Here is a 23,616-nt window from a genome sequence, read left to right as displayed (position 1 = left end):
CCTCCATCATTCCACCTTCCTGCAAAATTTCGGCATCCTCACCGTGATGCCCGTCGGATCAAGACAAATCCTGCTGCCATACCAATGAGATTCGGTATCCAAACCGCCAGCATCGGCGGCAGGATGCCACCGCGCGCCAGTGCATTGCCCAAGGTCATCAGTGCATAATAGCAGAAAATGATGATAACACTCATCGCAAAGCCTGCCGAGGACGAATTACGCGTCGGCTGCAAGCCGAGCGGCACACCGACCAGTGCAAAGATCAAACTCGCCAGCGGCACGGTGACGCGCTGATAGAGCTCTGCCTCCAGCGTCTTCGTGTCCACATACTGCGTCTTCATGATCTCGATCTGCTCACGCAGCTCCTTCATCGTCATCTCCTCGAGCTCTTTCTGCTCGCGGACGATCTGTTTCGGGTTGGCATTGATGGGCAATATCTGCTTGTTGAAACGCATCGTGTGCTCGCTTTGCCCATCTTCCTGCGCGATGTCATAAATCATGCCATTATGCATGATCCACTCGTCACCATTCCACTCCGCATACTCAGCATTCTCGACATGGCTGACCTTGCTGTCGGCATTGAACTCCTGCAGCGTGATGCTCTGGAGCGTCTGGGTATCCGCGTTGTAGGCCCGCGCATAGACAAGACGTTTTATCTTATCATGGTCGAGCTCCTTGAGGATGATATGTTCCTGGGACTTCATGCCGCTCTTTCCCTGGATCTCATAATACAGGACGTTATGATATGCCGTATTCGCCCAAGGGACAACATATTCATTGAAGGCAATCGCACCGATGCTGACCACGAAGCCCATGATCACCGCCGGAGCCGCAATGCGCGAAAAGCTGATGCCGCACGACTTCATGGCTGTGATCTCACTGGAGCTCGACAGCTTGCCAAAGGTCAGCAGGCTTGCCAGCAGCATGGACATCGGAAACGTCCACATGATGACGCCTGGCAGGCCCAGTACGAATATCTTCACCACCGACTGCAGTGAAGCGCCGTATTCCGTGATGTATTTGGCAATGCTGAACAGCGTTCCCGATCCGACAAAGACAGCCGTGAAGGCCGCGATGCCGAACAGGAAGGTCAAAAATACCTCGCGGAATATATATTTATCTAAGATTCTTAAATGCATCGTTCTTTCTCCAATCAAAGCGTGAAATTCTCGCCGAGGTAGAATTTCTTGGCCACCGGACTGTTCGCGATGGTCTGGCTGTCGCCTTCCAGCAGGATCTTGCCTTCGCTGAGGATGTAAGCACGATCGACGATATGCAGCGTCTCACGTACGTTATGGTCCGTAATCAGTATGCCCATGCCACGCTGGCGCAGATACTGGATGATTTCCTGGATATCTGCTACCGCCAGCGGATCGACACCGGCAAACGGCTCATCGAGCAGAATGAACTGCGGCTCCAGCGCCAGGCAGCGCGCGATCTCCACGCGACGGCGCTCACCGCCCGAAAGCTCCGTCCCCTTGCGCTCCTGCACATGGCCGATGTGGAACTCCTCGATGAGCTCCTTGTATTTCGTGATCTGCTCCGCCTTGGAAAGCTTGGTCGTCTCAAGGATGGCCATGATATTCTCACGCACCGTGAGCTTGCGGAAAATGGACGCCTCCTGCGTCAGATAGCTGATGCCGAGTTCCGCCCGGCGATACATCGGCAGCTCCGTGATATTGATATCCGACAGATATACCTCACCAGAGGTAGGACGCTCAAGCCCTACGATCATATAGAACGATGTCGTCTTGCCGGCACCGTTTGGCCCCAGAAGACCGACGATCTCACCTTTATCTACCCGCAGGGACACCCGGTCAACGGCTGTCCGCTCCTTGAATTTCTTTACCAGATTCTTCGCTTCGATATGCAAAGCTCATGCCCTCCAAAAACCAGATAATCGTCTATCCGTTTATTTTACCTTAGCCTGCCCATCCTGTGCAAGATAGAGCGTCAGGCGATTGCTCTTGAGCGTGTTGTTACCCTGGATTGCCCAGGCATTGCCCGTGACGACAACGACACCCTGCTCCTTGCCCTGATAATCCATCGCATCGCCGCCAGCCTCCATATTGCGTGCAGGGCTGACCAGATGCGCGCTGCCAGTGCCGACATAATGTTCCTCATCCAGCCAGCCTTCGATGCGGCTGGCCGTGAAGGTTGCATCGGCATTTGCCAGGGTGCCGCCCAGCGGCATCAGCACATAATTGCCCTGGTTCGGATAATAGTCAACCTGTTCGCCTGAAAAGCTCTTGTCGGCCTGCGCACCCTGCACATTCCCCGACGCCAGGATATGCCCCTGTCCATCGGATACGACCTTGGCGCAGGTAAGGCGCATATCATCGCGCGTAGCGATGACGCTGCCTTCTACCGTAGCCTCCTGGGTCTTGGAATTATACGTAGCCTTGGCTCCCGTGACGCGGGCCGTGCCCCGCCGGATAAGCACATCGCCCGTTGCCGTGGCAACGCCAGTGCTCATATCATAGGTCACCGTGTCAGCATCGAGCTCCGCCGGCTCACCAGCAGCACTCATGCTGCTCATCGGCAAAGCCACGCTTACCGCCAGTGCCAGCAGCATTTTCTTCATCTTGCTCATTTGTTCTCTCCTCCCTTGACAAGGTGTGCCTTGCCGATAACCTTGATTTTATTGAAGCCATCCGTACTCTCGATGCGGTCGCCGCTGATCTTCATGTCGTCCTTTTCGGCCACGGCATCGCCAATAGCTGCGAGCATCGCTTCCTTCGCCTGCCAGCGCAGCTCCTGCCCCTTGAGGCTTGCACCGTCGCTGGTATGGATGTCCACGCCGCCCTTGACCGCGACGTCTTTCGTCGCGTTGTCAAACGTTCCCTCAGCGGCCTTGACCTCCACGGTACGGCCATCTTCCGCATAGAAATGCCCCGTGATATTCACCAGTTTGACATCCTGCGTCTCGACATCGACATCGATGCGCTCCGCCGTCAGCTCCCACAGCTTGCGCCCATCTTTCTCCTCACTGAGGGTATTGCCCTCATACGACATGGTTTTCGGCGCTTCCACCTTCGTCTTGTCGGCCGGCACCTCAGGTATTGTCATCACCGTCCATACGACCAGTGCCACAAAGATTGCCAGCCCGGCTGCCAGTAAGCCCTTTGTCCTCTTGCTCATCCTTCAGCCTCCCGTGCCTTGACAGTATGGTGCTTGCCCGTCTTCTGCATATCTGGCGTCGTATTCCAACGCTTCTGGAACCATAGCCACTGGGTAGGATTCTCACGGATCACCTGCTCCACGACCTTGGTCATGCGCACCGTGAAGTCAAACAGATCCTTGTCCGTATCGCCCGTATCCTCGTAGCGCATGGCTTCGCCGACAATCACCTTATGCTTGCCATCCGGCTGGCGCAGGATAAACGCGGGGATGACCGGTGAATTGAACTTGCGGGAAAATACGGCTGCCCCCATCGGCGTCGATGCGATCTTGCCCAGGAACGGGATGAAAGCACCGCCCGGGCCGCCGTCCTGATCGGCCAGGAAGCCCAGGATCTTGCCCTTTTTGAGGGCCCGGGCAGCTGCGATGAGCTCACTCGTACCACGCGAGAAGATCTCTACATGGATTGTCTTGCGCAGGTCATCAAGAGCCTGTGTGTACTGGATATTCGGCTGCGGCTTGGCAATGGCCGTGACCGGCATGCCGTTGAGCGAAAACGCTGCGGACAACCATTCCCAGGTACCGATATGGCCAGTAAGGACCACAACGCCCTTGTTCTCCGCCAGTGCATCGCGCATGCGCTCTAGGTGTTCGACCTCGATGTACTTGGTGAAATTCTGTTCATTGAGCCGCGGCATATAGAGGATTTCCAATACATTGCGTGCCAGATTCACGAAGGACTCCCGCACCATCTTGCGAGCCTCAGCCTCGGACAGGCCTAAGGCTGGCATCATCTGCGCCACAGCACGCTCACGCTCCTTCTTGATCAGGAGATAGTAGAGATTGCCCAACACGCGGCCAGCCGCCATAAGCAGGCCATATGGCGTATGGCATATGAGCCAGCTCATAAACATCACGAATTTATAATGCATGGATTACGTTCCTCCACAAAATGTTTCTAGCAAAAGTATCACTGAGCCAAGCCGCTTCCAGCGTCCGGCTCGTAAAAGTCCTGAAGCAGTGCCTGCCACTTGCCCTGCGCCTTCAGGATGAATTCGATCAGCTCCCGGACAGCCCCCTGGCCACCGGCAAAGCCCGCCGTCAGCAATGCCTGCTGGCGAACCTCCGGCACCGCATCAGCCACGGCCATCGGCAGACCGACCTGGCACATGATGGGCAGGTCGATGAGATCATCGCCGATATAGCCGATTTCCTCATCCCGCAGATTGAGTTTTTCCTTCAGCGTGCGATAAGCTGCGCGCTTATCCAAGCTGCCTTGGAACACCTCCGAGATATGCAGCTCCCCAGCGCGGAAAGCTACCTGAGAGGACTTGCGCCCCGTGATGATGGCTGTCTTGAGGCCGGCTTTATGTGCCAGCGTGATGCCCAGTCCATCGCGGCAGAAGAACGGCTTGTAGAGTTCGCCGCTCTCGCCGATATATATCCCGCCGTCAGTCAGCACGCCATCCACATCAAAGATGATCAGCTTCAAGGCCTGCGCCCGCTCCAACGCACCACTCTTCTGTTCCATATCAGACAACCCCCTGACGCAGCAGATCCGTCAGATGGACAATGCCCACTGGCGTCTGGTCATCATCGATGACCGGCAGTACGGTGACCGGACGCGGCTTATGCTTCTCCATGACCGAGAGTGCCGCCGCCGCCAGCTCATCCTGCGCAATGGTGAGCGGCTGCTCGAACATGATGTTCTTGACCGACTCGTCAAGAAACTTGTAATCCTTGGCCAGTGCCCGGCGGATGATGCCATCGGTGATGAGACCGACAAATCTGCCCTGCTCATCCACCACCGAAGCAGCCCCGAGGCCCTTGTCCGTCATGATGAAGAGCGCATCCTTCGCCGTCTTATCCTGCAGGACAATCGGATTCTCCTCGCCCGTATGCATGACATCGGCGACCTTGAGGAGCAAGCGGCGGCCCAAAGCTCCGCCCGGATGATAAAGAGCAAAATCCTGACTTGTGAAATGGCGCACCGACATCAGCGCCATCGCCACGGCGTCGCCCATGGCCAGCGTCGCCGTCGTGCTGGCCGTCGGAGCCAGTCCGAGCGGGCAGGCCTCGCGCGCGACCCCGATATCGATGAAATGGTCACAGGCCTTGCCGAGCTGCGACTCACGGCGCCCTGACATCGCGATGATCGTCGCGCCGATGCGGCTGATGATCGGCAAGATATTGACGATTTCCGACGACTCGCCGCTATTGCTGATGGCAATAACTACGTCGCGCTCCGTGACCATACCCAGATCGCCATGGAAGGCCTCAGCCGGATGCATGAAGAATGCCGGCGTACCAGTGCTCGCCAGCGTAGCCGCGATCTTGCGGCCGATATGGCCCGATTTGCCCATACCGGTCACGACAACGCGTGCCTGACAGTCCAGGATGCACTGCACAGCCGCCACGAACTCATCATCAATGCGCTCCTTGAGCTTCAGTACAGCCTCAGCTTCAATCTCCAGTGTTTCAATTGCCTTTTCTTTTATCTTCATCACAAGTCTTTTCCCCTTATGCCCGTAAACGAACCGAAATCAGCGTTTGCTCAGCCTCTCTTCTGGCGCACGATCTCATGGATAGCAACAGCATCCTTGAGCAGATCCTCAAGCTTGTCCAGATAAACCATGTTGGCGCCGTCAGAGAGTGCCTCCTCCGGATTGTCATGGACTTCAAGGAACAGTGCATCAATACCAGCACCGACTGCCGCCCGGACAAGATACTCGACGTATTCGCGGTTGCCAGCCGAAGTCGTGCCATTGCCGCCCGGCAGCTGGACACTGTGCGTGCCATCCATGACCACCGGATAGCCGAAGGAACGCATGATGGGCAGCGAACGCATATCGACCACGAGATTGTGATAGCCGAACGAAGCGCCGCGCTCCGTCAGCATGATCTGATTGCAGCCGCTCTCGTGGAGCTTGTCCACTACATTGCGCATATCCTCAGGTGCCAGGAACTGGCCTTTCTTGACGTTGACGACCCGCCCCGTCTGCGCAGCCGCATGCAGGAGATCTGTCTGACGGCACAGGAAAGCCGGGATCTGCAGGATATCTGCCACCTTCGCCACCGGCTCAGCCTGATACGTCTCGTGGATATCCGTGACTACCGGTACCTGAAGCTCCTCTTTGATCTGCTGGAGCATCTCGATGCCCTTTTCCATGCCCGGACCGCGGAAACTATGGAAGGAGGAACGATTGGCCTTGTCAAACGAAGCCTTGAATACGTAGTTGATGTCCAGACGCGCACAGATTTCCTTGATGGTGCGGCCGATCAGCAGGCAGCGGTCAAGGCCCTCCAACACGCATGGCCCAGCCAGCAGCGTCAGTTTCTCGCCGCCACCGATTTCAAAGTTTCCCACTTTTACCTTGTTCATACTCGCCTCTCCTTTAAAAAATTTACAACTCTTATTATAAACCCATTTTCTGATAAATCTCGTTGACCTTCTGCAGATCTTCGGCCGTATCGACGCCGACAAACTTAGCCTTCGTCTCGACCACCTTGATGCGGTAGCCATTCTCCAGCGCCCGCAGCTGCTCAAGGGACTCTGCTGTCTCCAGCAGCGTCGACTCCATCTTGGCATACTGCAGCAGGAAATCCCGCTTATAGGCATAGATGCCGATATGCTTGTATACCGGGCAGCCCGCATGGCGCGGATACGGCAGCAGCGACCGTGAGAAGTAGAGCGCGTAACCATTCTTATCGGTGACAACCTTGACGTTGTTGGGATTTTCCTGTTCATCCTTCTCCGTCATCTCGGTCTTTACGGTAGCCATCTGCAGTTCACTGTCCGCCTCGAACACGCTGGCCAGCTCGTCGATGAGCGCCGGTTCAATGAGCGGCTCGTCGCCCTGCACGTTGATGATGAGCTCCGCATCCGGGAAAGCCGCCGCCACCTCAGCTAGCCGATCCGTTCCCGTCGGATGGTCCTTGCGCGTCATCATGGCCTCACCGCCATGCTCCTCTACCGCCTGCAGGATGCGTTCATCATCCGTAGCGACCAGCGTCCGGCTGACCTTGGCCGCCTTGGCAGCCCGGTCATAGACACGGCAGACCATCGGCTTGCCAGCGATATCCTTGAGCGGTTTGCCCGGCAGGCGCGTTGAAGCGTAGCGGGCAGGTATGACACATAATACATTCATGGCATATACCATCCTTTCCTGGGAATCATGACTACTTGTTTTGTTTTGTCTCTCTGGGGCCCAGACGCTCTTCCAGCCGATCCTTGAGCATATGGCAGAAGGCATCCCGCCCCGTCTGGAACGTTACCTCTACGCAGATGACATAAACCGGGATATCCCAGCCAGCCTGGATGACCTCCGCCGGAACCTTGACTGCATCCTTTTCCGTGATGACGATGGCCTCGGCCCCCATGTTCTTTGCCTGATGCAGAATGTCAGCCATCTCCTGCATCGTATAATCGTGATGATCCGGGTAGCGCAGGCTCTCGAGGATGACCGTGCCCAGATCCGACAGGGTCTGCTCAAACGAGGCCGGATTGCCGATAGCCGATACGGCCATGATCTTCTTGCCGCGCATCTGGCTCACGTCGATGCCCTCGCCGGCAATATCAACATACCAGTCCGCCAGCGGCACAAAGCAGCGCGGCTGATGGATGCTTTCCACCACAGTTGCCGCCGGATTATAACGCTTGACGGTCTCACGGATATACTCGCAGGAGCCGGCCGCTGCCTGATCGACCTTGGTCATCAGGCAGACATCCGCACGGCTGATATGGGATACCGGCTCACGCAGCGTGCCGCGCGGCAGGATATAGCCATTGCCGAAAACATTGACGGCATCGATGAGCAGGATATCCATATCACGTTCCAGCTGCCAATGCTGATAGCCATCGTCGAGGATTGCGACCTCAGCGCCAAAATGGTCGATAGCATACTGTCCCGTTACAGCGCGTTCAGCACCGATAAGCACCGGCACGTTGGGCAAATGCTTGGCCAGCATGAAGGCCTCATCACCGGCCTCGGCTGCGCTCATATGCAGCCGCTGGCCATCCGAGACAATGCCGACCTCACCGTGCCATTTGGCCCGGTAGCCGCGGTTCAGGATGACCACGCGATAGCCCATATCACGGATATCCGTGGCCAGCCGCTGAGCCGTCGGCGTCTTGCCCGTTCCGCCCACCGTCACATTGCCGAGGCTGATGACATAGCAGCCAAGGCGACGCTGCTTGAACAGACCGATGCGATACCCGGCCAGCTTGAGGTTGACCAGGCCCACATAGATCCGGGAAAAAACATACAGCACCGCCATGATGATATGCGCACAGAAGCCATTGACTTCCTTGCTGTGGACAAGATCGATGAAGTATGTCTGGAAATTGTCGATTTTCTGCGTAGAACGAGCCAGCTGGCGGTTCTCAGGATCGCTCTCGTATTCTTCGAGCGTCTCGCGCAGGATCACCGCCGACTTGCGGGATGCTCCCTTATTCTCGTTGACAATGGCCAGCGTCTCCGCCTCCATACGATGACGATGATCCGGATCGTCAAAGAGACGCACCGTTTCCTCTACCAGTTCCTTCTCATTCTCGACGGTGATGCAAGCATCGCGATTCTTGAACAAAGCATGGGTATCCTTGAAATTGAACATGTGGTGCCCCACGATGATGGCTTTGCCATGGGCCGCAGGCTCGAGGATGTTGTGCCCGCCATGGGGGATGAGGCTGCCGCCAACATAAACGACATCACCGGCACTGTACACCTTGCCCAACTCGCCAATCGTATCGAGGATCACGATATCCTCATCCTGGGATGCCTGCTGCTGGAGCTTCGTGCGCGTTGTGACCGTAAACCCTGCTTTCTTGCACAGGTGGATGACCTCCTGGGTGCGCAGCAGCTCACGCGGGGCAATGACCAGCTTGGCCCTTGCATGCTTCTGGCGCACAGCCGCAAAGGCAGCAAGGACAAAGTCCTCCTCGCCGCGATGCGTCGATCCGGCCAGGAAAATCCCCTCATTATCCGTCAGCCCCATCTCTGCGATGATTTCCGCCTTTTCCTCGGCGCTCACATCGGTATAGGTCTGGTCAAACTTCGTGTTGCCCGTGACAGTGACCAGCTCTGGCGGCGCGCCGAGGCGCATGATATAGTCCGCGTCAATCTGCGACTGCATGGCGAATTTCTTCACGGTGCCGATCATATCGGTCAGGATGCTGCGCAGATGCTTGTACTGCTTGACGCTGCGATCGCTGATGCGGCCGTTGACCATCATGACCGGAATATGCATCTGCCGTGCTGTTTTCAGGAAATTCGGCCAAAGCTCCGTCTCCACCGGCAGGAATACACGCGGATGGATGCGGCGCAGCACGCTGCCAGCCAAAAACGGCAGGTCCAACGGGAAATAGATGATGGCATCTGCATCCTTGATGATGCGGTTCGCCATCTCATAGCCGCTGGTCGTGACCACCGACACCATGATCGGCGTCTTCGGGAACTCGCGGCGGAATTCTTTGATGAGCGGACTCGTGGCGACGATCTCGCCAACCGAAGCCGCATGCACCCAGATACAGTGCTTCTTGGCTACCTTATCCAGCGCATGGGCGGGAAAGAACCCGAGACTCTGCCGAATCCGTTCCACAAAGCCCTTTTCACGGACCGAACGGACCATGAACACGGGGATGATCAATATGACGACAAGTATCGCCGCTATATTGTAGAGAAATTGCATATCTCTTTCCCTTCCTCCTTAGACGTTCTGCTTGTTGAACTGGATGTTGTACAGATAACTGTACAGTCCATTGCGCTTCAACAGCTCCTCATGCGTTCCATGCTCGCTAACCTTGCCGCCATCGATGACGAAGATCTGGTCTGCGTTGAAGATGGTCGACAAACGATGCGCAATGACAAAGGACGTGCGGCCTACCATCAATTTATCGAGGGCCGCCTGTACGATCTTCTCGCTTTCCGTGTCCAGCGCCGACGTGGCCTCGTCCAGGATCAGGATGCGCGGATTCTTCAAGATGGCCCGCGCGATGGCCATGCGCTGGCGCTGGCCGCCTGACAGGTTCATGCCGCGCTCACCGATCTTCGTGTCGTAGCCCTGCGGCAAGTTCTGGATGAATTCATCGGCATTGGCCGCCTTGGCCGCCGCCTCGACTTCTTCATCCGTCGCATCCAGGCGTCCATAGCGGATATTCTCACGCACCGTCGTCGAAAACAGCACCGTTTCCTGGGGCACGATACCGATCTGCTCTCGCAGCGAAGCTACCGTGACATCCCGGATATCCTGTCCATCGATGGAAATCGCCCCTTCCGTGATCTCGTAGAACCGCGGGATCAGGTTGGCGATCGTCGATTTGCCGGCACCACTGGGCCCCACAAACGCAATCATCTGGCCTGGCTTGGCCTCCAGCGATACATCGCTGAGCGCTGGTACACCTTTCTTGTACTCGAAGGTCACCTTATCGAGCTTGACCGCACCGGCGATTTCCGGCAGCGGCTTGGCACCAGGCTTGTCGTGGATTGGCTCCTCAAGGTCGATGACCGCGAAGACACGGTCGACAGCAGCCATCGCACGCTGCAGGTTGCCATAGACGCGCGACAGGCGCTTGACCGGATTGGCCAGATTGACCGCATAGGTCAGGAAGGCCACAAGTGCACCGGCCGTCATCTCATTGTTGACGACCTCATAGCCGCCGAACCAAACGATGAAGGTGACCGATACCGCTGCCAGGAACTCAACGGTCGGCGTCAGCAGGCTCGTGAGCTGCACATTCTTCATGGCCGCCTGGAAGTTGAGCTGATTCTGGCGCTGGAAACGATCCGTCTCATATTTCTCACGCACAAAGGATTTGACGACACGGATAGCCGAGATGCTCTCCTGCAAAAGCGAGGTGATATCAGCCATGCGCTCCTGGATGACTGTACCGTTACGCTTGATCTTGCGGCCGAATATCTTCATAGCCTGGCCCACCAGCGGAATGACCACCAGGGTCAGCAAAGAGAGCTTCCAGTCCAGATAGATCATCATCGCAATCGAGCCGATGAGGATGGAACCTTCCGTAACCATCTCGATGAGCTGATCGACAAGTGCGGACTGGATTGCCGCTACATCGTTGGTGATGAAGCTCATGGTCTCGCCCGTCTGATGCTTGTCGAAGTAAGCCATCGGCATGCGCTGGAACTTGCGAAACATGACCTCGCGCACATCGATGATGACTTTCTGTCCGATATACGACACCAGGTACGACTGGCCGTAATAGAAAATACCGCGCACTAAAAATACCACGACGATTCCCACGCAGATCACGTTGAGCATCATCATGTCTTTTTCAGCCAGCACCTTATCGATCATATCCTTGATGATCCAAGGCAGGTATAGATTGCAGCCGGCTGCCACAATGATACAGATGATAGCCAAGAACAGCTGCTTGAGATAAGGCCGCATATACTGAAGCAGCCGTCGATAATTCTTCATGTTTGTCCCCCGATAATCATTTTGCTGTCGCCAAACGGCGCGCCGCCGCCAAGATCTTCTCCGCCACGCGGAACGATGCGCCGGGGCCTCCCAGTTTAGCACAAGCGGCTTGGAGCTTATCCACCACCAGCTTGCGGTGCGGATGCCCCGGATAGAGCTTCTCCAGCTCACCGGCAATGTTTTCCGGCGTCACCTCATCCTGCAGCAGCTCCCGTTCAAACTGCTCTCCAAGCAGGATATTGGGCAGGCTGAAATTCTCCACATGGACCAGCAGCCGGCCGATCGCATACGATAGCGGCGACAGCCGGTAAAGAACCACACACGGCAGATCCAGCAACGCCGCTTCCATGATCACGGTCCCCGACGTGGCCACTGCCGCATCGGCAGCCCCCATCAGCGAGTACCGGTCATCATGCACCAGCTTCACCGTCACCCCAGCCGCATCGATCAGCTGCCGGATACGGCTTTCGTCGATGCCATCGGCTACGGGCAGCAGCAGCAGTGTGTCCGGTCTGCGCTCCAGCAGCAGCTTGGCCCCCCGCAGCATCGCCGGCAGCAGCAGCTCGATTTCCTGGCGGCGGCTGCCCGGCATCAAAAGCACCGCCGTCTTGTCCGCCGGAATGCGGAAATAGCGCCGCGCCTCCTCGCGTGGCATCTTAGCCCGGACTTTATCGACCAGCGGATTGCCTACGAACGAGATATTCGCTCCCGCTGCCTCATAGACGGGCAGCTCATGCGGAAAGATGGCCACAAACTCATCGGCCAGCTTCGCACAGGACTTGGCCCGCCCCTTGCGCCAGGCCCAAGCCGATGGCGGAATATACGAGAACACCGGTATACCAAGCTGCTTGGCCCGTTTGGCCAGCCGCCAGTTGAAATCCGGATAATCGATAAGCACCAACAGATCCGGCCGCTCTTCACGCATAAACGCTGTAAGCCCGTCCAATAATTTCAGGATGCGCCGCAGATTCTTGAGCACTTCCCAGACGCCCATGACATTGTAATCGGCAAAATTCTCATAGAGCCGTACTCCTGCCTGTTCCATCTGCGCACCGCCAAAGCCGATAAGCTCAACCGATGGATCCATGCGCAGAATCGACGTGGCCAGCTGCTCGCCATGTACATCGCCGGATGCTTCCCCGGCAGAAAACATGATTTTCATGCGAATCACCTCCTGCATTTCCTCATAATAGTCCACTCTCTATTATACACAAAAAAGACGCAAGTGGACACAATTTTTTCGTATCCACTGCGTCTCCCAATCACATCGCGACAATAGTGATATCGTTCGCATCAGCCAGCTGCAAGACCTTGTCCTTCTCCACCAGCAGCGTCTCACCAGCTTCGATGACCAAAGCTTTGGCTCCAACCTCCACCATGGTCTTGAGCGTCGTGAGACCAACGGCCGGCACATCGAAGCGCTTATCCTGCTGCGGTTTGGCGACCTTCGCCACAACGGCACCGCCCCGGGCCAGCTGGCCACCGCGGCGGATGCAGGCATCCGTCCCCTCGATGGCCTCCAATGCCATGACTGCCAGGTCTTTGACCACCACAGTCTGGCCGACGTCCATGCGCCCGATCTCCTTCGCCATCTTGAAGCCGAACTCCATGTCCTTGCGCTCCTCAGCCGTCGGCTGCCGGCGCGTAAGCGTGCCGGCAGCCGGCATCAGCGGACGGATCAGGGCCGTCTGATCGACGACCTTTGCCCCGGTATTCTTCTCCAAAACATCCACCAAAGCCTCCATGACCGTGTCGTCCTTGCGGTTCTTGAGACTCATGAGGATCTGCATCGTCTTGAAGTCCGGCATCGTCTTATGTGCATACAAGAGCTCTTTTGTGACTTTGCCGATCATCGTGACCTGCGTGACTTCTTTATCGCGCAGATACTTGAGGATCTTCCCCACCTTGAATACGCCGATTTCCTGATAATCCGTCGCATATTCCTGCAGGCATTTCTCGGTCTCTGGCAGCAGGGCGACAACATAGACTTCATAGCCCTGTGCTCTGGCTGCCTTGGCGCACTCTACCGGCAGGAAGCCGATGCCGGCCAGCAGTCCAATCTTCTCCATGCGGATAACTCCCTTGATCAATCGTTATTCGGCATCACGGCGCTCACGGCAGATGCCGCGTTCAGCATTGCGCAGGAAGCGCAGCAGATGATCCACTTCCTCACAGGAATCGACTTCCTGCTCGATGACCGCAATGGCCTGCTGCATACGCAGCCCCGAACGGTAGAGGATCTTATAGGCCTGTTTGAGATTACGGCGGGACTCAATCTTGATGCCTGCACGCGAGATGCCCACACTATTGAGGCCAACCACCTTAGCCGGCTGGCCATTGACGATCGTGTACGGCACAACGTCCTGCGTCAGCCGCGACATACCGCCGACCATCGCATTGCGGCCAATCTTGACGAACTGATGCACACCGGTCATGCCGCCGATGACCGCCCGGTCCTCCACGATTGCATGCCCGGCCAAGCTAGCCAAGTTGGACATGATGACATGGTTGCCAATCACGCAGTTATGGGCTACATGCGTCAATGCCATAAGCAGGCAGTCACAGCCAATGCGCGTCTCCTCGCCTTCGCCGGTGGCACGGTGAACCGTCGCCCCCTCACGGATGGTCGTACGATCACCGATGTAGGTATAGCTCTTTTCCCCTTTGAATTTGAGATCCTGCGGATCCTCGCCAATCGATGCCCCCTGGAAGATATGGCAGTCCTTGCCGATTTCCGTCCAGCCGGTAACGACCACATGCGGGCCGATCACAGTACCCTCGCCGATCTCTACATTCTCGCCGATCACCGAATACGGGCCGATCTCAACATTCGGCGCAATCTTTGCCCCAGGCTTTACGATTGCGGTTTCGTGTATATGCTTCGTAATACTGCTATTTTCAGTATTCATCTACTCCAACTCCTTCAACTATCCTAAACTGCCATTCCGTTTTACACAGAATGGCAGTCCTCTTTGCTCTGTCCTTTTATATATACTCCCCAGTAAACTTCAAATTTTAACATCGCATTTGACAGCAAATCCAGGCGTTTATCGAGTTGAACAAAGATTATCTCTTTCTCTCTGGCAAAAACCGGTAAAAATCACAGTTTATCGCCGTCTCGCATGGCGAACTTAAAATCCGCCGATGCTGCCAGCTGGCCATCGACATAGCCATCGCAATGCAGCATGCCAAAATCGCCACGTACGCGGACAATATGGGATTTCGTCACCAGCTGGTCGCCAGGAACGACCTGGCGTTTGAACTTGACATTCTCCATGCCGCCAAACAGCGCCAGTTTGCCGCGGTTCTCCTCCGGATACAGCATCATGACACCACCGACCTGCGCCATAGCCTCAAGGATCAGCACACCTGGCATGATTGGATGCTCCGGGAAATGTCCGCGGAAAAAGTCCTCCATCATCGTGACATTCTTGATACCCGTAGCCGACTTCATCGGATCGATCTCAATGATGCGGTCTACCAGCAGCATCGGCGGACGATGCGGCAGGATTTTCTGAATCTCGTTGATATCTAATACCATGGTTATTCCTTCTTCCTCTTAAAAATCAACTCTTTTTCATCCCAGTTCAGCAGCTATCTTCTTAGCCAGCTGTGTATTCAGCGCGTGCCCGGAAGCCACAGCGATGACATGTCCACGGATAGGCCCAGCCAGCCGCAGGTCACCGATGACATCCAGTATCTTATGGCGCACGAGCTCATCCTCGAAGTGCAGCGGATTCAGCCACCCCTCATCATTGTAGACGATGACGCTGTCCAGCGTGCCACCAAGGCCCAATCCCATCTCCTGCAGAGCCTTGATCTCCTTTTCATAAGCAATCGTGCGCGCCGGTGCTACTTCCTGATGATACGTCTCCGGCGTGATTTCGAAGTTCTCATACTGCACACCGATAAGCTTGTGCGGATTCAACGAAGTAAAGCTCACACGAAACCCATCATAGGGAAGCACCATGACAAAGCGCTTATGCTCTTCATCGTCGATGCGGTAAACCTTATCAATCACTACCTCACGGCGTGGCGCTGCCTGCTCCTGACGCCCCGCCTGCTGCATGAGATCAAAAAAAGCCAGCGCCGAGCCATCAGCTACCGGCGGCTCTTCCGAATCCATTTCCACATAGCAATTATCGATGCCCTGCGCGTGGAATGCACTCATGAGATGCTCAATCGTAAATACCTTATGGCCGTTTTCCTCCACAGTCGTCGCCCGCAGCGTCGACGTGACATTGATGGCCACGGCGTGGATCTGCGGACGCTCCGGCAGATCCGTGCGGATAAAGACGATTCCGGTATCTGCCGGAGCCGGTTTCAACACCATATGGACGTCACGTCCCGAATGCAGACCGACGCCGGTATAGGCAGCCTCTTGGGCCAATGTAATCTGATTCTGCAAAATTAATCCTCCCGACAGTCAATTACCTTTCTCTATTTTAACGGACAATGCCTGGTTGCGCAAGTTCTGGCCACCTACTCCTCACGGATAGACTTCCAGCGATCATGCAGCCAGAACCATTCCTCTGGATATCTGCGCACATGTTTCTCGATTTCATGGGTGAGAAACTGCGTCATCTGCCGGACATCCTCGCGCTTATCCTTCGTCTTTTCCACATGGAACGGACCCTCGACAAACAAAGTATGCCGCCCCTGGGCATCGCGATGCATGAACGAAGTGAAGATCGGCACATCCTGGAACCTGGCCATGGATGCCGCCCCTGGCGTACAGTTCGTCGGCTGTCCAAAGAAATCCAGTACCAGGCCATCATGGCGATTCGTGTCCTGATCCATGATGAGCCCGATTGCCCAGCCCTTTTTCAGCATATCAAACATTTCCCGCACACCGGTCTTGTAAGTGATATGCATACCAATCAGTGTGCGATACTCATTGATGAAGCGGTCTGAGCCGGACGATTTCTGCTTCATGGCCACGCCGACGAGGGGAATGCCAGCCATGGCAAACGCACCGCCCATGAGCTCCCAGTTGCCGCTATGCGCCGAAGCTATCACAGCGCCGCGTCCTTCGGCCATTCCCCGCTGCAGCTTTTCAAGCCCCTCGATGCGCACATACGCCTGCGGATTTTTCTTGATTACTGGAAACCGCAATACTTCAAACAACATCGGTCCAAAGCGGACGACACTGGCTTTTGCGATCCGCTCTGCTTCCTTATCCGTAACGCCTAAACAAGCAACGATCTGATCATGAGCCAGCACTTTGCGCTTCCGCGGGATGACCAGCCAAGCAAAATTGCCCAGCCCCTGCCCAATGGCCTCGACGAATCCGCGCGGCAGCAGACAGACAATGGCACTGATTGCTTTAAGCAGATAATAAGATACCATTTTCCTCCTCCTAATCGCTCCGGTAACCACAGTAAAAAACCTCCTCAAAACGAGGAGGCCTGTTACTAAATGAAATCACTCTTTCTCGTACTTGGCGAGCTTCTTTTCGAGCTGCTTGAGCTTCTTATGCATCTCCGGCAAATGCTTCATAGCTGCCTGCATGCGCAGCCACTCAGCATGCGGCTGCACAGGGAACCCCGCGCAGAACACGCCCTCCGGCATATTGCCGATAATGCCCGAACGGGCCGCATAGACCGAATTGGCCCCAATCTTGATATGGCCAACCGTGCCGACCTGGCCGCCAAAAGTAACATTATGGCCCACTGTCGTCGAACCGGAAATACCCGTCTGGGCAACAATCAGGCAGTTCGGCCCAATCTTGCAGTTATGGCCGATATGCACGAGATTGTCAATCTTCGTGCCCTTCCCGATGACCGTCGACCCCATGGCCGCACGATCGATACCGTCGTGGGCACCGATCTCCACATCATCCTCGAGCACGACATTGCCGACCTGCGGCACCTTCGTATGTACACCGTCTTTAGTCGTGAAGCCAAAGCCGTCAGATCCGATGACTGCCGAGCTATGGATCACACAGCGTTTGCCTACGCGGCAGTGCTCACGGACCGTTGCATTCGAGTAGATCACACTGTCATCGCCCACCTCCGCATACTGGCCAATGTAAGTATGCGGATACAAGGTAACGCAATCACCGATCACCGCATGATCATCCACCACAGCGAACGGCATGATGACAACATCCTTGCCCAGCTTCACATCCTTGCCGATATGCGCCTTATCGCTGACCCCCTGCGGGAATTCGAGCTTCGGCGTAAAAAGCTCCAAGAGCTTTGCAAAAGCTGCACGCGGCTCCTCCACATAAAGCGCCGTCTTCGGGAACTCCCCAGCCCCCTCCGGCAGCATGACAGCAGCCGCCTGACAGGTCTTCGCTTCCTCGATGTGAGGTTCCACGGCGAAGGTCAAGTCACCTGCACCTGCCCCCTCGATATTGTCGAGACCGTGGATTTCGATGGCCGCATCACCTACCACCCGGCCACCAAGGAAATCGGCGATTTCCTGCAACGTTTTCTTCATGATTCCTCTCCCATCTAATCCTTACTGCAGTTCCTTGATGACATCATCCGTCACATCCGTAGCCCCCGAAATGGCAATCGGCTGCTCCTGGGAATTGTTGACTACTGCATCCAGTTTCTTGTCCTTGGTCACTTTAGCCAGTGCCGCATCTACCTTCTGACGCAGCTGCAGCGCATACGACTGATTGAGTCCCTGCAGTTTGCGCTGCGTATCCATCTGCAGCTTCTGCGCTTCTTCCTGGCTCATATTCGGATTTTCCTGCAATTTCTGCTTGAGATCTGCTTCTGCCTGCGTCTGGGCTTCCTGCAGCTTCTGATTGCCCTCCTCGACAAGCGATGCGATCTGCGGAGCTTCTTTCGTCACCCGCTCGCCGTCGATATATCCAATCTTTGCCTGGCCACAGCCGCTCATAAGCATCATGGAGGCAAAGGCCGCCATCAGCAGGGCCGTTGATTTCTTGCGTAATTTCATCTGTAATCCGCTTCTTTCTATTAACCTTTAGTATTATCTGTATCTTGAACCTGCGCATCACTGCCAGGCGTAAGCGTCTGCACTTCCTGTACGAGCTCATCAGTCACATCCACCGTCGTCACGCCGATAGCTCGGCTATACGTACGATGCAGCGGATCGGCCTGCTCCAGATCGGGTGCAAAGCTCGTAAGCACACGAGGATGATCCACCAATATCAAGGTGAAATGATGCAGTATCGCTATCTTCGCCGCTCTGCCAGCCACATCATTCAAAATATGCGCCTCCAGAGCTTGCAGCTGCGCCTGTTTGGCCAGTAATTCCTGGCGCTTTGCCAGCCGCTGCTGGACCTGCTGCGCAAGTTCCATCTGCTTCTGCATGGTCTCAGCATTGCGCTTGTCTGCCTCGGATTGCGTGGCAGCAGCGGCTGCCCGCTGCTGGGCCTGCTGCTGGGGCAGATTCGCCCGCCAAGCGGCAAGCTCCGGCCCCAGGACCTGCTGGACATGCGCCGCGACCTGCTGCTCATAGGCCTGCCTCAGCTCATACTGACGCCGCCCGCGTTCCTGCTGCAACTGCTCACGCTGCTGCAGCCAGATTGCGCGTTCTTCTGCCAGCTGCCGTTCCGGATCCAACGGATTATGCATCGCTTCTTGATTATCAAGCTTGATGTTGATATTCAGGATATCGTTGAGATACTCCTCATCAATTGCCCGGATCTGTTCCTGATAAGCCGCCTCAGTCTGCGCACGGTACTCCGCTGCAATGCGCTTGCTCTTGCGCTCCAGTTCAGCCCGCTGGCCGACGATGTCCAGTGCATTCTTCGCCCATACCGAATCCTCCAAGGGTTTAGGATCCTGCTCTGGCGGCTTGACGGTGAAGATATCCTCGACTTCACTCGTCTCCAGCTCCAGCACCTTGCATTCTTCACGCAGCTTCGTGAGCCGCGCATGATCTGGATGTGCTTCGATGACCTTCTGCCAGTCGATCAGGCCGGCATCAGCTGCCAGCGCCTGCTGCTGGCTTTCCCCTGGCGGGCGAACCAGGCTATGGAAGATTCCCGCACCTGCTGCAAGCAAACAGATTGCAGCGATTGCGCCCGCCGCGATATTACGGCGCCGTCTTCTAGCGCCATCCTCCGTGGCTTTTTCCTCGTCCATGCCCGTCTCCCCCCTAAAAGAAGTACCGAGCGCAACAAGTGGCTCGGTATTTCCAGGTCTATATCCCGTTTTATTTGCTTACCTGTTTTACAACATCCTGCGTGATGTCGGTGCCACCGTAAACGACTGCACTCTTCTCCAGAACAACGGAAAGGCCCTTCTGCTCGGCCACCTTCTTGACGGAAGCCTCAACGCTCTTCGTGATTGGCTCCATCAGTTCCTGCTGTTTCTGCTGCAGACGCTGCTGTGTCTGCTGATAATAGTCATGTTTTTCCTGGTCGTTCATGTTTGCCGCCTTCGACTCGAACTCTTTCTGGGCATCCTGGACAGCCTGCTGCATTTCCGTGCTGGCTGCCTGCACCTGCGGATGCTGGCTCATGATCTGGTTGTAATCAACGACGCCAACATTCGAGCTGGCAGCGCTGGCAATACCCGAACCCGACTGCGTCAGGGCTAAAGCTACAACAGAACCGATAAATACAATCGCAATCAGTACGCTGATGATCTTGACCTGTTTTTTCTCTAATTTAACCATTTTTCTTTCTCCTTTTCCCTTGCGGGTTTGTTTAAGAGTTATGATTCCGCTATGGCTGGCTTCGCCGCCATATACGAATTTCATTATAACAAACTCTCATTTCTTATTCAAGCAAATTTCCGCCGATCAAGCCGGCATCATCCATTAGAAATTGCCTATAAATCGAAACCACTTCTGCCGCCGATTAATGAGATACTCCACACTCAGGAAGTCGTGAAGCTTATAGCGCACAGCAGCCTCTCCCAACGCATCGGCCAGCCGGTACTCATAACGCAGCAGCCAGCGTGGGGAAAGCTGCTGCGTGGCCGCCAGCACAAAATCCCCCGCCGTGAAATCATAACGGATCTGCCCATGCGTATAGGGGCTCAACAAGCGGTCATACCCCAAAGCCCAACGCCAATTCACAGCCTGCGGGGCAAAATCCAGCAACAGGAACAGCTCATCCTGCTGGGACAGCATGCTGCCCGCATGCAGGCGCAGCATCAAATTCTCATCTTCCGCCTTGCCACTACTATTCCTGCGGCCAACATCGGCCCAGCCAGTAAGCCGCAGCCGGTAACGGCTCGTATCTGAACGGCTCATGATCTGCAGCTGCTCAGCTACTTCCAGCGTCATCTGCGTCTTCATATGCATGATCCGGAAATCCGGCTGGCAGTCAAGCTCCTCGGCGAACTGCCGCGAGAGCTCCTGCTTGTGCCGAGCCACGAAGGCCACAGGAACCCCCACTAGCTCATCGGCTTTCTCCTGAACAAGCTGGCGATGATTGAGCAGCGTGAAATTCGGCACCGTATCCGATCGCATGGATAGATCCACGGTTCGCACCACTGGCAGCCGCGGATAAAGCACTAGCTGTACCTTCGTCACCTGTTCCGGATCCAGCTCGAAATCAGCCCGGAACTCCGGCAGATGCTCAGCCAGATAATCGTTCAGATGATGCTTGAGCACACCATTCGTCCAATCCGAAGCCGCAGTCGGCAGACCCGTCAGCGCTGCCTGGAAAACCTGCTCCACCCCAGCGATATCCTGCCGGACCAATTTCTCGATGCGCGGTGACATGCCTTCGACACTTGTCTTTACATCCACCTGCTGGATGGTATCTGCCCAAGGGTATAGCTCTACCGCCACCGTTGCAATCGGCGCTGGCTGGATGGTTACACGTTTGACGGTATAACCAACCAGCACCTTATCGAATACCTCATGGATGAGCTGTTCCTGTTGCCGGCGCGTTGCTGGCGGCTCAGCAACCGGCTTGCCTTCCAATAGCTGGCGGGCAATCGCCCCCACACTCTGCTCCATGCGTTCCTGGACCAAAGGCGGCAGACTGCCGGCGGCAGTAACTTTAGCCGTCACCTGCTCAATACGGGGGGCTGGCGCTGCCAGCACGGACGGCACCATGCACAGAAAACTGCAGAACATCGCAAGTGCAACTGCTACATACCTCATGCAGCCTGGCACTTCCTTTCTCCCCTGCCTATTATCAGAATGCACCGCCTACCGTGAAGTGAACACGGCCGCCATTGCTGCCACGGCCGTAGTCGAGACGCAGCGGCCCCAGCGGCGTGTTCAGCGACAGGCCGACACCGATACTCCCCTTGAGGTCTTTCGGCGTCAGACCATCGCTCCAGGCAGCACCCCAGTCCGTGAACAACGCACCTTGGACCTTGGAGGCCAGCGGGAAACGATATTCCAGCGTAGCCAGCATCATGCGTGTGCCGCGGAACTGGTCGTCGCGGTAACCACGCAATGAATCCTGGCCACCTAATTTGAACTTATTGAAGTACGAGATATGACCACGGCCAACACCATACTGCCCACGCAAAGCGATAACCTGTGCATGGCCTACCTTGACATAGCGCTTATCCTCAATGGTAACTTTCTGGAAATTGAAATCACCGCCCAAGCCGGCTACCTCACCCATCAAGCTGACACGGCCGCCCGTCGTCGGATTGTAGACATTGTCGCGTGTATCTGTGACATGCTCGAGTGTAACGCTGCGGGTAGTACCAAAGTTTTCCTTCTCCCAAGCCGTTCCCTTACGGCCGGCAGGATATGTGCTGCCACCGGTATGCCGTACGTATTTATCATCGCGATTGCGGAACGTGATATAGTTCGTCGAATACTCACTGACCGGCCGGCCGAACGTGATCTCACCGCCCGCATACTTGCGCATATACGACTCGATCAGGCCGCCATCCGTATTATAATCGTCATATTCATAGGTGCGGTTGTAAAGGCGCAGCGTACCAACAGTCTCTTTGGAATCAAGCCACGGCTTACGGTAAGAGAACGTATAGCCCTGTGCATCGCGGTTGCCGCCGCTCTTCTGATAAGTCAGATTGATGGCATCACCAGTGCCGAGGAAGTTCGTGTCGCCGATACTGATCATACCAAGGACACCATCCTGGCTGCTATAGCCCGCACCGATACCAAAGGTACCCGTACGCTTCTCCTTGACATCGAGCTCCATGACAACAGCATTCGGCTCAACGCCTGGATTCATCTTGATGTTAACATCCTCAAAAAAGCCGAGGTTATAGACACGCTGCATACTGCGGCGCGCCTTCTTGGAGTTGAACGGCTCGCCTACCTTCTGGCGCATCTCCCGCAGGATGACGCGGTCTTTGGTCTTCGAATTTCCCTTGACCTTATAGCCTTCCAGCACACCTTCGTTGATCTTGAGCTGCAGTGCCCCCTCACGGTCAATGTTCATATCCGTGATCTTGGCCAGGATATAGCCATCCTTGCGATACTGGTCCTGAATAGCCTGCACGCTCTCCTGCAGGGTACGGCTATTCAGGATCTCGCCCTTCTTGACCGTCACAAGACCATAGAGCACCTCGTCCGATTCCACCGTATTGCCCGAGATCTTCACATCATTCAGCACCGGATTCTCCAGCACATGATACGTGATGACCACACCCTCAGGCACCACCTCGAAGGACGGGTAGAGATCATAGAAATAGCCCGTGTTATAGATAGCATCACGATCCTTGTTGAGACCAGCCGCCGTGAACATATCACCGGTATGCATGCCGATGGCCGCCTTGGCCGTGCCTTCCGTAAGACTTGTCGCCCCCTCAAAGACTGTATCGACAATGGTCTTGCCCTCATACTGGCTCAGCATATCGCTGATGGCTTTTTCCTGCGGGCGCTTCTGCGACCACTCCGCCGTACGTGTATCAACAGCAGAGTCATCCGGCTTTTCAGCCGCCGTCTGCTCTGCCGGAGCACTGCCAGCTGCAGTATCGGCAGCTGCAGACTTATCGGCCTGCGGCTGCGCAGCAGCATCAGCAGCTGCCTCAACAGTTGCGCCAGCAGGAGGTGCCGCCTCGGCATTGGCTGTCACGGCTGGTACCTCAGCCTCGGCTGCATGAGCAGCGCCAGGGAACGCGGAAAAACTGGTAGCCAATGCAACCGCATAGGCAAGGAATCGTTCATTCTTTCTATTCAACAGAC

23 protein-coding genes are annotated in these 23,616 nt (G+C 55.9%); all 23 read right to left on the bottom strand.

Annotation, left to right across the window (positions count from 1 at the left end; translation table 11 throughout):
* Positions 1-38: 38 nt before the first annotated feature.
* A complete protein-coding gene (locus BM181_RS05105; RefSeq protein WP_075442729.1) occupies positions 39-1,139 on the bottom strand; it encodes an LptF/LptG family permease in 1,101 nt (366 codons plus the stop codon).
* Positions 1,140-1,153: 14 nt separating this feature from the next.
* The gene (lptB, locus tag BM181_RS05100) at positions 1,154-1,873 is read right to left on the bottom strand and encodes an LPS export ABC transporter ATP-binding protein (protein WP_075442728.1); all 720 of its coding nucleotides are present in this window, start codon (positions 1,871-1,873) and stop codon (positions 1,154-1,156) included.
* 39 nt (positions 1,874-1,912) lie between these two features.
* Entirely contained in the window at positions 1,913-2,593 is a 681-nt protein-coding gene (locus BM181_RS05095) for an LptA/OstA family protein (protein WP_075442727.1), read from the bottom strand.
* Entirely contained in the window at positions 2,590-3,141 is a 552-nt protein-coding gene (gene lptC, locus BM181_RS05090) for an LPS export ABC transporter periplasmic protein LptC (protein ID WP_075442726.1), read from the bottom strand. Before lptC ends, BM181_RS05095 begins: the two co-directional genes overlap by 4 nt.
* Positions 3,138-4,052 carry a lysophospholipid acyltransferase family protein gene (locus tag BM181_RS05085; RefSeq protein WP_075442725.1) on the bottom strand — a complete coding sequence of 305 codons (915 nt, stop codon included), beginning with the start codon at positions 4,050-4,052 and terminating at the stop codon, positions 3,138-3,140. Before BM181_RS05085 ends, lptC begins: the two co-directional genes overlap by 4 nt.
* Before the next feature lie 38 nt (positions 4,053-4,090).
* The gene (locus tag BM181_RS05080; RefSeq protein ID WP_075442724.1) at positions 4,091-4,651 is read right to left on the bottom strand and encodes a KdsC family phosphatase; all 561 of its coding nucleotides are present in this window, start codon (positions 4,649-4,651) and stop codon (positions 4,091-4,093) included.
* 1 nt (position 4,652) lies between these two features.
* The gene (locus BM181_RS05075) at positions 4,653-5,624 is read right to left on the bottom strand and encodes a KpsF/GutQ family sugar-phosphate isomerase (protein ID WP_075442723.1); all 972 of its coding nucleotides are present in this window, start codon (positions 5,622-5,624) and stop codon (positions 4,653-4,655) included.
* Between the two features lie 50 nt (positions 5,625-5,674).
* The gene (gene kdsA / locus BM181_RS05070; protein WP_075442722.1) at positions 5,675-6,502 is read right to left on the bottom strand and encodes a 3-deoxy-8-phosphooctulonate synthase; all 828 of its coding nucleotides are present in this window, start codon (positions 6,500-6,502) and stop codon (positions 5,675-5,677) included.
* Positions 6,503-6,536: 34 nt separating this feature from the next.
* Positions 6,537-7,268, bottom strand: a complete 732-nt coding sequence (kdsB, locus tag BM181_RS05065) for a 3-deoxy-manno-octulosonate cytidylyltransferase (RefSeq protein ID WP_075442790.1) — start codon at positions 7,266-7,268, stop codon at positions 6,537-6,539.
* Positions 7,269-7,299: 31 nt separating this feature from the next.
* Positions 7,300-9,807, bottom strand: coding sequence for a tetraacyldisaccharide 4'-kinase (gene lpxK, locus BM181_RS05060; RefSeq protein ID WP_075442721.1), 2,508 nt, complete (start codon positions 9,805-9,807; stop codon positions 7,300-7,302).
* 18 nt (positions 9,808-9,825) lie between these two features.
* The gene (msbA, locus tag BM181_RS05055; RefSeq protein WP_075442720.1) at positions 9,826-11,556 is read right to left on the bottom strand and encodes a lipid A export permease/ATP-binding protein MsbA; all 1,731 of its coding nucleotides are present in this window, start codon (positions 11,554-11,556) and stop codon (positions 9,826-9,828) included.
* A gap of 16 nt (positions 11,557-11,572) precedes the next feature.
* On the bottom strand, positions 11,573-12,736 hold the full coding sequence (lpxB, locus tag BM181_RS05050) for a lipid-A-disaccharide synthase (RefSeq protein ID WP_075442719.1): 1,164 nt from the start codon (positions 12,734-12,736) through the stop codon (positions 11,573-11,575).
* A gap of 82 nt (positions 12,737-12,818) precedes the next feature.
* Positions 12,819-13,625 (bottom strand): LpxI family protein, encoded by an 807-nt coding sequence (locus tag BM181_RS05045; protein ID WP_075442718.1) that lies wholly within the window; start codon positions 13,623-13,625, stop codon positions 12,819-12,821.
* Between the two features lie 24 nt (positions 13,626-13,649).
* Positions 13,650-14,465: an acyl-ACP--UDP-N-acetylglucosamine O-acyltransferase gene (lpxA, locus tag BM181_RS05040; protein ID WP_075442717.1), complete on the bottom strand. Its 816-nt coding sequence runs from the start codon at positions 14,463-14,465 to the stop codon at positions 13,650-13,652.
* Between the two features lie 191 nt (positions 14,466-14,656).
* Entirely contained in the window at positions 14,657-15,097 is a 441-nt protein-coding gene (fabZ, locus tag BM181_RS05035) for a 3-hydroxyacyl-ACP dehydratase FabZ (RefSeq protein WP_075442716.1), read from the bottom strand.
* 36 nt (positions 15,098-15,133) lie between these two features.
* Positions 15,134-15,964 carry a UDP-3-O-acyl-N-acetylglucosamine deacetylase gene (gene lpxC, locus BM181_RS05030; RefSeq protein WP_082336177.1) on the bottom strand — a complete coding sequence of 277 codons (831 nt, stop codon included), beginning with the start codon at positions 15,962-15,964 and terminating at the stop codon, positions 15,134-15,136.
* 74 nt (positions 15,965-16,038) lie between these two features.
* A complete protein-coding gene (locus BM181_RS05025) occupies positions 16,039-16,905 on the bottom strand; it encodes a lysophospholipid acyltransferase family protein (protein WP_075442714.1) in 867 nt (288 codons plus the stop codon).
* Between the two features lie 75 nt (positions 16,906-16,980).
* Positions 16,981-18,000, bottom strand: coding sequence for a UDP-3-O-(3-hydroxymyristoyl)glucosamine N-acyltransferase (lpxD, locus tag BM181_RS05020; RefSeq protein ID WP_075442713.1), 1,020 nt, complete (start codon positions 17,998-18,000; stop codon positions 16,981-16,983).
* Between the two features lie 21 nt (positions 18,001-18,021).
* A complete protein-coding gene (locus BM181_RS05015) occupies positions 18,022-18,471 on the bottom strand; it encodes an OmpH/Skp family outer membrane protein (protein ID WP_075442712.1) in 450 nt (149 codons plus the stop codon).
* A gap of 20 nt (positions 18,472-18,491) precedes the next feature.
* On the bottom strand, positions 18,492-19,625 hold the full coding sequence (locus BM181_RS05010) for a hypothetical protein (RefSeq protein ID WP_075442711.1): 1,134 nt from the start codon (positions 19,623-19,625) through the stop codon (positions 18,492-18,494).
* A 70-nt stretch (positions 19,626-19,695) separates the two neighbouring features.
* Positions 19,696-20,160 carry an OmpH/Skp family outer membrane protein gene (locus BM181_RS05005; protein WP_075442710.1) on the bottom strand — a complete coding sequence of 155 codons (465 nt, stop codon included), beginning with the start codon at positions 20,158-20,160 and terminating at the stop codon, positions 19,696-19,698.
* Between the two features lie 144 nt (positions 20,161-20,304).
* Positions 20,305-21,603, bottom strand: a complete 1,299-nt coding sequence (locus BM181_RS05000; RefSeq protein ID WP_075442709.1) for an acylphosphatase — start codon at positions 21,601-21,603, stop codon at positions 20,305-20,307.
* A gap of 34 nt (positions 21,604-21,637) precedes the next feature.
* Positions 21,638-23,611 (bottom strand): BamA/OMP85 family outer membrane protein, encoded by a 1,974-nt coding sequence (locus tag BM181_RS04995; RefSeq protein ID WP_075442708.1) that lies wholly within the window; start codon positions 23,609-23,611, stop codon positions 21,638-21,640.
* Positions 23,612-23,616: the final 5 nt, after the last annotated feature.

The organism is Pseudoselenomonas ruminantium (assembly GCF_900113715.1).
In the GTDB taxonomy this organism is placed as follows: Bacteria; Bacillota; Negativicutes; order Selenomonadales; family Selenomonadaceae; genus Selenomonas_A; species Selenomonas_A caprae.
This window is presented reverse-complemented; position numbering and strand designations above follow the sequence as displayed.